General features: G+C 71.1%; 10 protein-coding genes. 4 read left to right on the forward strand and 6 right to left on the reverse strand.

All coding sequences use genetic code 11. The annotated features are described in order from the left end of the window. Window positions 1–114: 114 nt before the first annotated feature. On the forward strand, window positions 115–1722 hold the full coding sequence (locus ACLQ26_RS25180) for a hypothetical protein (RefSeq protein ID WP_425746779.1): 1608 nt from the start codon (window positions 115–117) through the stop codon (window positions 1720–1722). A 31-nt stretch (window positions 1723–1753) separates the two neighbouring features. Here the strand turns inward: ACLQ26_RS25180 and ACLQ26_RS25185 are convergent, their stop codons facing one another. Together ACLQ26_RS25185 and ACLQ26_RS25190 are read right to left on the reverse strand one after the other, a co-directional pair. Then, the gene (locus tag ACLQ26_RS25185) at window positions 1754–3232 is read right to left on the reverse strand and encodes a glutamate--cysteine ligase (protein ID WP_425746780.1); all 1479 of its coding nucleotides are present in this window, start codon (window positions 3230–3232) and stop codon (window positions 1754–1756) included. Window positions 3233–3517: 285 nt separating this feature from the next. Further along, complete coding sequence (locus tag ACLQ26_RS25190) at window positions 3518–4099, reverse strand: YceI family protein (RefSeq protein WP_393290806.1); 582 nt, start codon at window positions 4097–4099, stop codon at window positions 3518–3520. A 99-nt stretch (window positions 4100–4198) separates the two neighbouring features. Here ACLQ26_RS25190 and ACLQ26_RS25195 point away from each other — a divergent pair, with 99 nt between their 5' ends. After that, window positions 4199–4705, forward strand: coding sequence for a MarR family winged helix-turn-helix transcriptional regulator (locus tag ACLQ26_RS25195; protein WP_425746781.1), 507 nt, complete (start codon window positions 4199–4201; stop codon window positions 4703–4705). 219 nt (window positions 4706–4924) lie between these two features. On the opposite strand, the gene ACLQ26_RS25200 is transcribed toward ACLQ26_RS25195, so the two are convergent. The 3 genes from ACLQ26_RS25200 to ACLQ26_RS25210 all read right to left on the reverse strand — a co-directional run bounded on the left by ACLQ26_RS25200 (window position 4925) and on the right by ACLQ26_RS25210 (window position 10597). Further along, the gene (locus tag ACLQ26_RS25200; protein WP_425746782.1) at window positions 4925–7618 is read right to left on the reverse strand and encodes an ATP-binding protein; all 2694 of its coding nucleotides are present in this window, start codon (window positions 7616–7618) and stop codon (window positions 4925–4927) included. Between the two features lie 220 nt (window positions 7619–7838). Continuing rightward, entirely contained in the window at window positions 7839–8987 is a 1149-nt protein-coding gene (locus ACLQ26_RS25205; RefSeq protein ID WP_425746783.1) for an acyl-CoA dehydrogenase family protein, read from the reverse strand. A gap of 77 nt (window positions 8988–9064) precedes the next feature. Continuing rightward, a complete protein-coding gene (locus tag ACLQ26_RS25210) occupies window positions 9065–10597 on the reverse strand; it encodes an acyl-CoA carboxylase subunit beta (protein WP_425746784.1) in 1533 nt (510 codons plus the stop codon). Window positions 10598–10759: 162 nt separating this feature from the next. Between ACLQ26_RS25210 and ACLQ26_RS25215 the strand changes: the two genes are divergently transcribed. Next, entirely contained in the window at window positions 10760–11335 is a 576-nt protein-coding gene (locus ACLQ26_RS25215) for a snapalysin family zinc-dependent metalloprotease (protein ID WP_425746785.1), read from the forward strand. Between the two features lie 54 nt (window positions 11336–11389). On the opposite strand, the gene ACLQ26_RS25220 is transcribed toward ACLQ26_RS25215, so the two are convergent. Beyond that, window positions 11390–12310, reverse strand: coding sequence for a hydroxymethylglutaryl-CoA lyase (locus ACLQ26_RS25220; protein ID WP_425746786.1), 921 nt, complete (start codon window positions 12308–12310; stop codon window positions 11390–11392). A gap of 1050 nt (window positions 12311–13360) precedes the next feature. Between ACLQ26_RS25220 and ACLQ26_RS25225 the strand changes: the two genes are divergently transcribed. Then, window positions 13361–14062: a hypothetical protein gene (locus ACLQ26_RS25225; RefSeq protein WP_425746787.1), complete on the forward strand. Its 702-nt coding sequence runs from the start codon at window positions 13361–13363 to the stop codon at window positions 14060–14062. The last annotated feature ends 66 nt before the right edge of the window (window positions 14063–14128 follow it).

The following is a 14128-nucleotide window of genomic DNA, read 5'->3' on the forward strand; positions in this document are numbered from 1 at the left end:
CCGCCTCATCACCGGCGACCGTACCGTTCGCCGCCCATCACGTTGTGCCGACGGTCCATACCGGCGGGTCGCTGCGACTCGCCGCACCGACGACGGGACGTTACGCTGCCCGGCATGGCCAGACGGGGCTGGGGAGTATCGATCGTGACGGCGATCGGGGTCGCTGCCGGCGCGGGTGCCGCACAGCTCGGCTTCGGCTACGGGCTCGGCGTCATCACCTGGACGCCCACCGACGCGGGGGCCAACGACACGGCCTGGGCGGACGGCCTCGCCTGGGCCACCTGGCTCGCCGCCAGCTCGACGGTGCTGGGTGCGGTCTGCGCGCAGCGACTGCACCAGCGTGCCGTGCTCTCGACGGTCGACAGACGTGCCATGCTCCCGGCAGTCGCCCAGCCGGCCGTCGACGCCGAACCGATGGCGCCGGCCTCGGCGGCTGACGCCACGCCGACGGCGTCCGCCCCGGCGCGCGAGGCGCGACTGCCGCAGCCGGCGGTGCTCGACGGCGAGCGGTCGATCCGGGCCGCGGGCACCGACGCGACGCAGGACCAGCCGACCTCGTCGGCCGATCGGGTGACACCCGTGGCCGACACGCTGCCCGCCGAGCGCGGCGGCCTGCTCCGCAGGCTGTCACTGGCGCTCGGCGCCGGGCTCGGTGGACTGGTCACCGTGCTGCTGGTCGCCGTACCGGCACGGGTCGCCGTGGGCACCGACACCGGTACACCGCAACGGGTCGCCGCGCTGCACGCGGCGCTGGGCATCCTGATCGGCGTGGTCGTCGCACTCTGGGCGCTGCGGTCCCGCACCGCCGCGCTGAACGTCACCGCGACGGCCGCCTGGCTCTGGCTGCTCGCGGTGGTCTCGGTCATCGACGGGGTACGCGTCGGGCGCGGGCTCACAGGCGCCCAGCTCGGCACGTGGCAGCTCGACCCGGACCACGCGCGGTACTGGATCGGGGGCCAGCTCTACTGGCCCGGAGCGCTGCTGGCGCTCGTACCCGCGCTCCTGATCGGTGCGCTCGTCGCTCGGGGCGCCGCGCGCTCGGGCGGACACCGGACCGGCGCGGCGGCCTCCGGCGCGGCCGGCCCGCTGCTCGTCGCGCTCGCCTACCTGACCACGGTGCCGCGCTGGGCCACGCTCGGGCCCGCGCAGTTCTCCACCCAGATCATCGCCCCGTACGCGGTGATCGCCGGTGTCGGCGGCTCGATACTGGCCGCCGTCCTCGCCGAGCGGGCCGGCCGCAGGCGTGCCGCCCACCGACGGGCAGCCGCCGCGGGCACGCAGCCCGTCCCGACCGCGCCGACCGCGCCGACCCCGACCGAGTCCGATCCGACCACCCGACCGAGCGCTCGGGTCGACCCGGCCTCGGCCGGCGCGACCGTACCGTCGTCGGACCGGGCGGACAGCGCCGAGACGGACCGCGCCAGGGCGAACAGCGCCGGGCCGGACAGCGCCGGGGCGGACAGCGCCGGGGCGGACAGCCCTGCGCCTGCGACGGACACCTCGACCGGTACGGCGCCTCGGCGCGGCAGGACCGCGACCGCGTCGTCGACGACCAGGGCGGAGAACCGGTCTGGCGGCACGACCGCCGTACCCCGGGTACCGGCGCCCCGGCCGTCCCCGGAGGGCACGGAGCCAGCCGAATCCGCCACCGCCGGGGCGACCGAGGAACCGGCACCCCGCCGTGCCCGCCCACCCCGCAGGAGCACCCGCCCCGCCGACTGACCGCGTCCGCCTCGGCGCTCTGCGGGTGGGATCAGTCGACGGGCCAGGTGTGGACCGGTTCGTTGCCGCGCTGGAGTTCCGCGTACCGCTGCACCATGTGGTGCAGCGCGGCGCCGCGGTCCATGCCCCGCTGGCGCTCCGCCGCCCAGACCGCCTCGGTCTGCCAGACGGCACCGTTGCGGCCGGTACGGCAGCGCTGCTCGATGATGCCGAGCAGCCGGTCCCGCTGTGCCGGGTCGACGCCGAACCCGTCCAGGCCTGTCGCGGCGACGGGCAGCAGGTGCTCCAACACCAGCTTGGTGACCGGCACGTCACCGAATCGGGGCCAGTGCAGCACGGCGTCCAACCCACGTCGGGCGGCCGAGTGGAAGTTCTCCTCGGCCGAGCTGAACGTGAGCTGACTCCAGATCGGCCGGTCCGCCTCGGCCAGGCCACGGACCAGCCCGAAGTAGAAGGCGGCGTTCGCCAGCATGTCCACCACCGTCGGTCCGGCGGGCAGCACGCGATTTTCCACTCGCAGGTGCGGGCGGCCGTTCATGATGTCGTAGACCGGGCGGTTCCAGCGGTAGACGGTGCCGTTGTGCAGCCGCAGCTCACCCAGTTGGGGCACCCCACCGGCGTGCAGCACCTCCACCGGGTCCTCGTCCTCGCAGATCGGCAGCAGCGGCGGGAAGTACCTGACGTTCTCCTCGAACAAGTCGAAGATCGAGGTGATCCACCGCTCACCGAACCAGACCCGGGGGCGTACGCCCTGAGCCTTGAGCTCTTCCGGGCGGGTGTCGGTGGCCTGCTTGAACAGGGCGATCCGGGTCTCGGCCCAGAGTTGGCGGCCGTACAGGAAGGGCGAGTTCGCCCCGACCGCCACCTGCACCCCGGCGATGGCCTGGGAGGCGTTCCAGTAGTCGGCGAAGCTGTCCGGCGCGACCTGGAGATGGAACTGAAGGCTGGTGCAGGCCGCCTCGGGGGCGATCGAGTCGGTGTGCGTCCGCAACTGCTCGACGCCACGGATGTCGAGTTCGATGGCCTCACCGCGGGCGCCGACGATCTGGTCGTTGAGCACCCGGTAGCGCTCGTTGGTGGAGAGATTGTCCTCGACCAGGTGGCCCTCGGTGAGGGTGGGCAGGATGCCGACCAGGACGATCTTCGCGTCCGACTTGGCCGCGCGCTCGTCTGCCCGGCTCAGACTGCTGCGCAGGTCGTGTTCGTAGTCGGCGAAACCGGTGCCCTCGATCAGTCGGGGCTCCGCGTTCAACTCCAGGTTGAACTGCCCCAGCTCGGTCTGGAACAGCGGGTCGGCGATCTCGGCGAGGATCTCCTCGTTGCGCATCGCCGGCTCGGCTTCCGAGTCGACCAGGTTCAGCTCGATCTCCAGGCCGGTCATCGGCCGGTCTGCGTCGAACCCGAAGTCGTCGAGCATCAGGGCGAAGACGTCCAGGCACCGCCGAACCTTCTGCCGGTAGCGGACGCGGTCCTCCCGGGTGAAGGCGCCCTGCGAGACGTCCCTGCCCATGTGTCCTCCCGAACGCCGGCGCGGTCGGGATCCTGCCGTCCCGGAAAGCGCATTGTGAACCATTAACGGTAAGAGCGCTCGCCTGGCCAGGGCCAGAGGCCGACAACTGTGATCCGACGCCTGGCGGAGTGGACGCGCTCGTGGCGCCATCTCTACCCGGTACCTGACGCGCCGGACCCCGTCCGGATGGGAACAAGTCGTGACAAATCCCACGTGTACGGCACTGACGACGCCGGGCCCGCGCCGACGTGCGGCGCGGGCCCGGCGTACCGGTGATCCGTGGGATCAGGCCTGGCGGACAGCCTCGCCCTCGATCTCGATCTTGATCTTCTTGCCGACCAGCACGCCACCGGTCTCCAGGGTGACGTTCCAGGTCAGGCCGAACTCCTCGCGGTCGATCTCGGTGCTCGCGGAGAAGCCGAAGATGTCCTGGCCGAACGGGCTGCGACCCACGCCCTCGAACTCGACCTCCAGCTCCACCGGACGGGTGACGTCCTTGATGGTCAGCTCACCGGTGAGCACGAACTCGTTGCCGCTCCGGGACTTGACGCCGGTGCTGCGGAACTCCAGGGTCGGGTACTTCTCGGCGTCCAGGAACTCGGGGCTGCGCAGGTGCGCGTCCCGGTCGCCCTGGGTGGTGTCGATGCTGGCGGCCTGGATGGTCGCGACGACCGAGGACTGCAGCGGGTCCTCGGCGACGGTGACGGTGGCGGTCGCCTCCTTGAACTCACCACGGACCTTGCTCACCATCATGTGCCGGGCGACGAAGCCGACCCGCTTGTGCGCCACGTCCAGCATGTAGGTGCCGGCCGCCGGGATGGTGAGACCGTCCCAGTCGCGGGTAACCGCATCGATGCTGCTGGTCATGCTGGTGTCCTCCAGAAGATTGTTTAGTAGCCCAACGACTGCTTGAGCAAATATAACCGCAACAACATTCCCCGTGTCAAGGACTGGTAGGGTTAACGAGTGACCAACGTGTTCGACGACCCCCGGATCACCGCGGTTGGCCTCCTCTACGAGGTCCACGCCGGGCTCTCGGCCCGGTTCGCCGCCCAACTCGAGGAGCACGGCCTCTCCTCGGTCGAGTTCGAAGTGATCACCCGGCTGGCCCGCTCGCCGGGCAACCAGCTGCGGATGACCGACCTCGCCGCGCAGACCTCCCTGTCCACAAGCGGGGTGACGCGCGTGGTGGACCGGATGGAACGCGACGGGCTGCTCACCCGCCGGGCCTGCCCGAACGATCGCCGCAGCTCGTACGCGGTGGTCACAGCGGCCGGCATGCAGCGGCTCGACGAGACGCTGCCCGGCCATCTGCGGATCATCGAGCAGTGGTTCACCGGCCAGCTCGACCCCACGGCTCTGGCGGCACTGCTCGACGGCCTGCGCCGGGTGCGGGACGCGGTCCATCCCGGTGCCACCGCGGGCAGCACCGATCAGGAGACGGCCGACGCCGACGACTGCGACCCGGCCTGACCGCAGGTGCCGGAGCACCGGCAGAAAGACCGGCAGAACTGACTTTGCAGACCGGACAAACCTCTTGAAGAGCACCTTCTGCCCGAGCGGCGGTGGCAGGCTTTCGTCCACCGGGGAATCACCGGGGGGTGACGGCGCGGGCGAACAGCGAGGGGTAGCACCAAGGGGGCTCTTCGCTCGCGCCACTCCCCGTCCGACGGGCCACCCGCGGGTGCTCGACTACCGCTCGGCAGGCCCACCCCGCGCGGCCATCAGCGCATAGAGCAAACCAGACTCCTGCGGCAGCAACAGAATGCCGCTCTCCTCGCAGGCCCGGTCGAGACGATCGAGGACCGTCGGGTCCGATGTGCTCGCGGCGAGGCCCACAAGCGCCTCCACCACGTCCCGCCGATCGTGACCGGCCTCGGCGGCAGCGGCGAACCACTCCGCCGCCAACTCCCGGTCACCCCGGTGCAGCGCCAGGTTCCCCTCGATCAGCGCACAGATTCCCGCCTCCGGCCCGCCCCAGGACAACACCGTGTCGTCCGAGCGCGGTCGCGGGAGCCCGACCCGCTCCACCCACTGCTGCCCGGGTACGACAACTGTCGCCTCGGCGGACCCCGCGCGTAGTTCGCTGAGCACCTCGGTCGCCTCCGCGGCACGCCCGTCCTGCGCGAGCGCCAGGCCGACCGTCCCGAGCACCCGCCGCCGATGCCCCGGGTCACCCAACTCGAACAGCGCCGCCGCCGCGCGCCGGCCCTGGTCGACCGCGTCGGCGTACCGGCCCTCCAGGCGGGACACCTCGGCCCGGTTGGCCCAGGCCAGCACCCGCAACCGCTGCTCACCACCCTCGGCGGCGAGCCGGTCCACGGCGGCCAGCCGACGGCGCGCCGCGCCCAGATCACCGACCCGGATCTCGTGCCAGGCGAGGCTGTTCTGCGCCACCGCCAGATCGCGGGTCCGTCCGTTGCGGGCGGCGAGCCGGAGCACCGCCTCGGCCTGCTCCCGGGCCTCGTCGTGCCCGCCGACGGTTGTCAGCAGCGCACCGAGCACACTCCGAGCCTCCAGCTCGCCTGTCACGTCGCCCGCCTGGCGGAACGTCTCCAACGCGGCCCGCGCCGTCGGCAACTCGTCGGCCTCCGCGCCGTGCTCGGCGGCGAGCCGGGCCACTCCGAGGCTGGCCCAGCCGCGCAGGATCGGGTCCGCGTCGGCGGTTCGGGGGTCGGCCAACAACCGCCGCAGCCACTGCCGCCCGGCCACGTCGCGCCCCCGGAAGCGCCACCAGCGAGGCAGGCAGGCCGCCAGGCGGAGCGCGGTCAGCGGGTCGTCGGTAGCAGCGTGGGCCAGGGCCGTACTGATGTCGCTGCTCACCTCGTCGAGCCGGTGCACCGCGTCGAGCATCCGGGGGCCGGCCAGGTCCGAGGCGGTCCGCGCCACGAGGCGGGCGACCACCTCCGCGTGCCGACGCCGTACGCAGGTCAGCTCGCCACCACCAACGGCCTGCTCGATGGCGAAGTCACGGACCGCGTCGAGCAGGCGGAACCGGAACGGCCCGGTGCCGCGAACGCTCAACAGGCCGAGCTCGACGAGGCGGTCCAGCAGAGGGACCGGATCGATCGCGACCGTACCGTCCCGGTCGGCCTCGTCGGCGAGCATCTCCTCGGCCAGCTCCACCGACCACCGGTTGCCGAACACGGCGAGCCGCCGCAGTGCGTCGCGTTCGGCCGGCGCGAGCAGGCGATAGCTGGTCGCCACCGCGTCCCGCAGGGTCACCGCCACCGCCGCCCGGGTGGCATCGGTGGCAGGCGGGCGGCGGGTGGCCGCCCCCGACCCGTCCCAGCGGGTACGGGCCGCCGGGTCGGCCGAGGTGGTCAGGTCGAGCACGCGGTCGCCGTACCGGTCGAGCAGTTCGGTGAGGTCGAGCAGCCGGCCCCGGGCGGCCATCAGCTCGATGGCCAGCGGCAGGCCGCCCAGCCGACGGACCAGGGCGGCCAGCGCCGGCAACTCGTCGGGGGTCGGCGGATCCCGACGGACCTGGGCGAGCCGTGCGGTGAACAGCGCGACCGCCGGCCACGAGCCGAGCGTCGCCGGCCCGTAGTGCTCGGCGTCCGGCGGCGGCACCTCGAGCGGGGCGACCGGCCAGACGCGTTCGCCGGGCAGCCCTACCGGGTGCCGTCCGGTGACCAGCACCCGCAGCGACGGCAACACGGTGCCCAGCCGGTGCAGTGTCTCGGCCACCGGGCCGGGGGCGCGCTCGACCGCGTCCATGACCAGCAGGGCCGGCCGGCCGGCGAGCCGGGCGACGAGTTCCGGCAGCCGGGCCGCGCCGAGGACGGTCATCGTGGCGGCGAGCACGTCCGGCCCGTCCGAGCCCTCGCCCACCAGCACGCCGGCCACACCGCCCGGATGTGCGCGGGCCACCGCGTGGGCGACGGCGAGCGCGAGCGCGGTCTTGCCGACCCCGGCCAGCCCGACCAGACTCACCAGTCGGGGGCTGCGCTCCGCGGTCAGCATTCCGGCCAGCTCGCTGACGTCACGGTCGCGGCCGATCAGGGCGACCGGTGGTGGGAGGGCTACCGGAGCGGCGGCCCGGGCAGCTTCGGCCGTCGACGTGACGCCGGCACCAACCCCGAGCGTGCCCGAGATGACGTCCGTTCGGGGCGGCTCACCGCCGGCGGCGCCGCGGGCCGCGGCCAGGAACGCCGCCCGGTCGGCGCCGTCCAACTCCAACGCCGTGGCGAGCAACTCGACGGTCGTGCGCTGCGGTCGAACCGAGCGGCCGCGCTCCAGGTCCCGCACCGTCCGCACGCCGACCCCGGCACGGGACGCCAGCTCCGCCTGGGTCAGGCCGGCCGCGCGCCGGTGGGCGCGGAGCAGCTCCGGCAGCCCGGTACGACCGGCCGGGCTCCGCGACCGATCATGATCCGGAGTCATGGGCACGAAGAGTACGGATCGACTCCGACCATCGGCAGTCGAACGTCGTCCTGCCGACGCCCGCTCGCCGATATCCGACAGCCGAACCGCTGGCCCCGCCACTACAAGCCGGCGGATGCCCGGCGCGGCCCTCAGGCACCACCGCTCAACGAGATCTTGGACAGTTTCCGTTATCTGGGCTGACGGAAACTGTCCAAGATTGCGAGGGCTTACCTCCGGGTCAGAGGCCCAGGTCGCGCGCGATGATCATGCGCTGCACTTCGCTGGTGCCCTCGCCGATCTCCAGGATCTTGGAGTCCCGCCAGAAGCGGGCGACCGGGTACTCGTTCATGAAGCCGTAGCCGCCGTGGATCTGGGTCGCCTCCCGGGCGTTGTCCACAGCGATCGTGCTGGCGTGCAGCTTCGCGATGGCGGCCTGCCGCTTGAACGGCTCACCGGCCAGCATCCGGGCGGCGGCGTCGTAGTAGGCCAGCCGGGCGGTGTGCGCCTTCAGTTCCATGTCGGCGATCTTGAACTGGATCGCCTGGTTGGCACCGATCGGGCGACCGAACGCCTGCCGCTCCCGCGCGTACTTGATCGACTCGTCGACGCAGCCCTGGGCGAGGCCGACGGACAGTGCGGCGATCGCGATCCGGCCCTCGTCGAGGATCCGCAGGAACTGGGCGAACCCTCGGCCGCGCGCGCCAAGGAGGTTGGCGGCGGGCACCCGACAGTCGTCGAAGGTCAACTCGTGGGTGTCCGAGGCGGTCCACCCGACCTTGGAGTAGCCGGGGGCGACTGTGAATCCGGGTGTGCCGGTGGGCACGATGATCGTCGACAGTTCCTTGGAGCCGTCCGCGTTCGTACCGGTCACGGCGGTGACGGTGACCAGGGCGGTGATGTCGGTTCCCGAGTTGGTGATGAACGCCTTCGACCCGTTGATGACCCATTCGTCGCCGTCGAGCACGGCGCGCGTCTGGGTGCCTGCGGCGTCGGAGCCGGTGCCCGGCTCGGTGAGCCCGAAGCCGGCCAGGGCCTCCCCGCTGAGCAGCTTCGGCAGCCAGGTGGCCTTCTGCTCCTCGGTGCCGAAACGGTAGATCGGCATCGCGCCGAGTGAGACTGCCGCCTCCAGCGTGATCGCGACGCTGGAGTCGACCCGGGCCAGCTCCTCCAGGGCCAGGCACAGCGCGAAGTAGTCGCCGCCCATCCCGCCGTGCTCCTCGCCGAAGGGCAGGCCGAAGAGGCCCATCTTGCCCATCTGCCGGATCACCTCGTACGGGAAGGTGTGCCGCTCGTAGTGCTCGGCGATGACCGGGGCGACCACCTCGCGGGCGAAGTCCCGCACGCTCTCCCGCAGCGCCGTTTGGTCCTCGGTGAGCCGGAAGTCCATCTCATCCTCCTGTGTGGACGGCCGCCCGAGCGCTCGTGACGCCGCGGGCGGATCGCTGTGGGGGGTGGGGGCGAGGGTCAGACGGGGGTGACGCCGTGCCGGCGTCGGGAGAAGTGCCGATCCTTCGTACGGGCGGCGGCGAAGCGACGGACCAGCTCGGTGCGCAGGTCGTGCGGCTCGACGATGGCGTCCACCACCAGTTCGCTGGCCAGCCGGACGACGTCGATGTCCTGCTCGTACTCGGCGCGCTTGGCGGCGACGAAGGCGGCCCGCTCGTCCGCGTCGGCGATGGCGGCGATCTTGTTGGCGTAGACGGCGTTCACGGCGGCCTCGGCGCCCATCACGGCGATCTTCGCGGTCGGCAGCGCGATGGTGGCGTCCGGCTCGAACCCGGGACCGGCCATCGCGTAGAGGCCGGCGCCGTACGCCTTGCGGACCACCACGCAGATCTTCGGGACTGTCGCCTCGGAGATCGCAGTGATCATCTTTGCACCGTGCCGGATGATGCCCTGCTTCTCCACCGCGCTGCCCACCATGAAGCCGGGTACGTCGCTGAGGAAGAGCAGCGGCACGTTGAACGCGTCGCAGAGCTGCACGAACCGGGTCGCCTTGTCGGCCGAGTCGACGAAGAGCACCCCGCCCTTGAACATCGAGTTGTTGCCGAGCACGCCGACGACCTGGCCGTCGAGGCGACCGAACCCGATGGTCAGCTCCTTGGCCCACAGCGCCTGGATCTCGAAGAAGGAACCCTCGTCGAGCAGGCCCTTGACGTACCGCCGCATGTCGAACGCCTGCCGCTCGCTGGCCGGCACGAGCGCAGCCAGGTCGGCCTTCGCGGGCGCGGCGACCGCCGGCGCGGCCGGCGGCGCCTGGGTCCAGTTCGCCGGCAGGTACGACAGGTAGGTCTTCACCACGTCGAGCGCGTCGGCCTCGGTCTTGCAGAGGAAGTGCCCGACACCGGACTCGGCGGTGTGCACCTTGGCCCCGCCCATCGCCTCCAGGGTGGTCTTCTCACCGGTGACCATCTCGACCATGCGGTCGGAGCCGAGGTACATGCTGGCGTTGCCGTCGACCATCGCCACCACGTCGCAGAACGCCGGAATGTACGCCCCACCGGCGGCGCTCGGGCCGAACAGCGCGCAGACCTGCGGGATCGAGCCGGAGGCGCGAACCTGGTTCCAGAAGATCTTGCCGGCGCCCCGCCGGCCGGGGAAGAGGTCGACCTGGTCGGTGATCCGGGCACCTGCGGAGTCGACCAGGTAGACCATCGGCACGCCGGCGCCGTACGCCCGCTCGATGATCCGGATGATCTTCTCGACGGTGCGGGCGCCCCAGCTGCCGGCCTTGACTGTGGAGTCGTTGGCCATCAGGCAGATCTGCCGGCCGTCGATCGTGGCGGTGCCGGTGACCACGCCGTCGGCGGGCAACCCGTCGGCGAGCGCGTTGGCGTAGAGGCCGTCCTCGACGAACGAACCCTCGTCGACAAGCAGCGCGACGCGAACGCGTGCAAAGAGTTTGCCCTTGGCCTCGTTGGCCGCGTGGTACTTGTCCACGCCGCCGGAGCGGGCCCGCTTGCGCAGTTGCTCCAGCGCCTCACCGTCGAGCGTCACGCCGACTCCCTCGCCCGTACTGACCTGAACGATCGTTAGGCTATCGCATTCGCGCTCCTCCCGGCGACCCGCGACCAACCGAGGCTTCCGCAAAGTAAACATTGAAATCTATTAATCTCTGTGGATAGGCTCCTGGCACCCCCTCCCGGATAGGAGTCAGCGATGACCTCACGACTCGGTCGACTCGCCGTCGCGTTCGTCGCGACGGCAGGTGCCACGCTCGCCGTCACGGTCGCCAACCCCGCGCCCGCGTCCGCCGCGATGACCATCTGCTACAACACCAGCCAGGCAGGCGCCTACGCCGGCACCGCCAACCAGGCCGCCTCGATCTGGAACAACGCCACAGTCAACCTGACGCTCTCCGCGAACTGCGGCTCCAACCTGCGGATCTACCAGATCACCGGCGGCGGCTCCTACGCCGTGCGGACCAGCCTCGGCAACGGCCGGGTCTACATCGACACCCAGCAGGCGGCGCAGTACAGCCCGCTGCGGATCGTGACCCACGAGATCGGGCACATCCTCGGCCTGCCGGACAACTACAACGGGAACTGCTCGCTGCTGATGTCCGGCGGCAGCGCCGGCACCAGCTGCACCAACCCGTACCCGAGCAGCGCCGAGGCGAACCGGGTGAGCAACCTCTTCGCCGGCACGCGCATCGCCACCGAGCGCAGCGCCGACAGCGCCGGGGCGGACATCTTCCGCGACAGCTGGCCGAGCATGCTCACCCCGGTGAGCTGACCGACCTGGCAGGTGGAAGGGGCCGGCGTATTCGCCGGCCCCTTCGTCGCGTCCTCAGCTCGGCAGCGGCGTCAGGCGGGTACGCGGACCCGCCCGCAGCACCCCGGACGGCAGCTTCTTGCCGAGCAGCTCCTCGGCCAGCTCGGCCACCTCGATCAGGGCATCCAGATCGATGCCGGTGTCGATGCCCATGTCGTGCAGCATGTGCACGGCCTCCTCGGTGGCGAGGTTGCCGCTGGCCCCCGGGGCGTACGGGCAGCCGCCCAGGCCGCCGACACTGGCGTCGAACTCGGTCACCCCGAGCTCCAGCGCGGTCAGCAGGTTGGCCAGCGCCGTACCCCGGGTGTTGTGGAAGTGCAGCAGCACCGGCACGTGCGCGTTGCGGTCGCGTACGGCGGTCAGCAGCTCACGGACCCGACGCGGAGTCGCCATGCCTGTCGTGTCGCCGAACGCGACCCGGTCCGCGCCGTCGCGGACCACGCGGTCGACGATGCCGGCGACCCGCTTCGGGTCGATGTCCCCCTCGTACGGGCAGCCGAAGCTCGTCGCGACGATCACCTCGACCCGCGCCGAGGCACCGTGCAGGAGGTCGATCAGCTCCGCGATGTCGTCAAGCGACTCCTCGGTGGAGCGGTTGACGTTGCGCCGGTTGTGCGTGTCGCTTGCCGACACCACCACCTCGATCTCGGTGAACCCGGCGGCCAGGGCCCGCTGCGCGCCCCGGGTGTTCGGCACAAGCGCCGAGTAGCGCACCCCGTCGGCCTTCCTGGCCCGCTGCCACACCTCGTCGGCGTCGGCCATCTGCGGGATCGCCCTGGGGTGAACGAAGGACACCGCTTCGATCCGGCGTACGCCGGTGCCGGAGAGCGCGTCCAGCAGCCGCACCTTGGCGTCGACCGGAATCGGCTCCTCGTTCTGCAGCCCGTCCCGCGGACCGACCTCGCGGATCGACACGGAGTTCGGCAGGTCCGTCATGGGGTCACCTCACTGTCTGCTCTGCTGGGGCAACGGTAGCGACATCGGTCCGCGTAGCTGTCGGCGCCACTGTCGGCACGGACAGGCGGTGCGATGGCCGCCCGTTCAGATGGCCCTTCCGGGCAGCACCTGACCACCCTTCGGGGGATGAATCAGGCCAGACGGATGTCATCACCGGCAGTGCCATGGAACTGCCGGCGGCAGGGTGGCTACGTTGGTGCCGGCGTGACGGGCGGGGCCGGCCAACGGCTCGACCCCGCCGTCAGGACGCCTCCGGTGGTCAGCGCTGCGACGGTCCTTCCAAGAGCTCCGCAGCGCATCGGAGTGCGGTCGAGAGGGCGCCGGCGCATGCGGCGGCGTCCTCCCGACCCACGACCAGAGCCATCACCACGGCGCCATCGGTGCCGAGTGACGCCTTCCGCAGAATGCGTGCCCCTCGTCGTCCTGTGTTCGGCGGCCACACACCATTACCGTTCATCCCTCTTCCTCCGGCAATCGGTCCGCAATTGCGGCGCGGTTAACGTCGATGGAAGTTCCACGACCGCTTCCACGATCGACAACCAATCCGGATCGGGCGTTGGACGTTTCCATCTCCCTGACAACGACCCGACCCGATGAACACGACGATCTTGTGACCGGGTTGCCGCAGGACTACCCGGCCAACACGAGAGATCGCGGCGCTGCGACCACGACCCGGCCACATTGGTCTGGTGTAAGGGCTGAACGCAGGTTCAACGTGGCGACCCGGCCAGCCACCCGGCCAGAATCTGACTGGCGACACAGCCTCGGATACGCGGTTACTTGATCTGAGGCGGTACAAATGTTGATCCGGCGCCATGTGAGCTTGGAAGGACCGCGTGGCGCGGTTTGCGGGGACGCCATGACCACTGGATTGAAAGGAACGATGTGAACGCCGAGGCCCCTGTGCCACTCTCAGCAGAACGCACCCAAAGACACCGACTGGTCCCGCGATCGACGCTCGAAGCGCAATACCGTCAGCGCTATCACAACCCCGCCGTTTCGGCGTACGCGCTGACGGTCCGCGACATCGTGGAGACCTGCCCCGAGATCGGGCCGATCGACACCTGGCAGAGGCTGGCGGACCGGATCTACACGCCCCAGTCCGATCCCGACCGAGCCAGTCGGACCAGGAAACAGTCCCGTCTGCGCAAGAAGCTGTCGCGACACTTCACCGCCGAGAGCAAGGGGCCACCCTGGCAGACGGTGATGCTCGTGGTGAAGCACGCGCTGCCGCCGGAGCTCCGACGGCAGTGGCTGGCCGACCTCGCCGAGTTGTACGAGCGGGCCCGCGGAGAGAGGCCGCCGAATGGCGTTCGCGACGAACGCACCGAGGACCGGACCGAGGTGCGGGACGGCCGCGATCTCGAACGGTGCCTGCGCCAGAAGATCGCCGACCTGGAACGGGAGAATCTCGACCTCCGGGTGGAGGTCAGCGAGTTGCGGGCCGCCCACACGGCCCAGCCCCTCGGCCCCGCGTCGGACGATCTGCCTCGACAGCGCGAGCCACTGAGCGGCTCGTCGACCCCGACGCCCAACACCAGGCACTTCCCGCCCAGCCAGGCCAGGGCCGGTGGTCCGACCCAGAGCCACTACCGGGCACCGCGACTGGACACGGCTTCCCCCGGCCTACCCGGGCAGAACAGGGGAGAGCTGCCACGCCTACTCGGCCAGCCCTGGCACCCCCGGCAGCAACACCTCGACACTCCCCACAATCTGCGCCAACAGCCGTAAACCCCCAGGCTCGCTCTCCGGCCTGCTCTCGGTGATCAAGAGGTTTGCGCCATCCGGGACCGGAAT

It is taken from the genome of Micromonospora sp. DT43, from assembly GCF_049841645.1.
Taxonomy (GTDB): Bacteria; Actinomycetota; Actinomycetes; order Mycobacteriales; family Micromonosporaceae; genus Micromonospora.

Bases quoted from the DNA above. Each gene is read 5' to 3' on its own strand.
- ACLQ26_RS25180 (WP_425746779.1), top strand. From the start codon at position 115: ATGGCCAGACGGGGCTGGGGAGTATCGATCGTGACGGCGATCGGGGTC.
- ACLQ26_RS25185 (WP_425746780.1), bottom strand. From the start codon at position 3,232: ATGGGCAGGGACGTCTCGCAGGGCGCCTTCACCCGGGAGGACCGCGTC.
- ACLQ26_RS25205 (WP_425746783.1), bottom strand. From the start codon at position 8,987: ATGGACTTCCGGCTCACCGAGGACCAAACGGCGCTGCGGGAGAGCGTG.
- ACLQ26_RS25190 (WP_393290806.1), bottom strand. From the start codon at position 4,099: ATGACCAGCAGCATCGATGCGGTTACCCGCGACTGGGACGGTCTCACC.
- ACLQ26_RS25215 (WP_425746785.1), top strand. From the start codon at position 10,760: ATGACCTCACGACTCGGTCGACTCGCCGTCGCGTTCGTCGCGACGGCA.
- ACLQ26_RS25220 (WP_425746786.1), bottom strand. From the start codon at position 12,310: ATGACGGACCTGCCGAACTCCGTGTCGATCCGCGAGGTCGGTCCGCGG.
- ACLQ26_RS25200 (WP_425746782.1), bottom strand. From the start codon at position 7,618: ATGACTCCGGATCATGATCGGTCGCGGAGCCCGGCCGGTCGTACCGGG.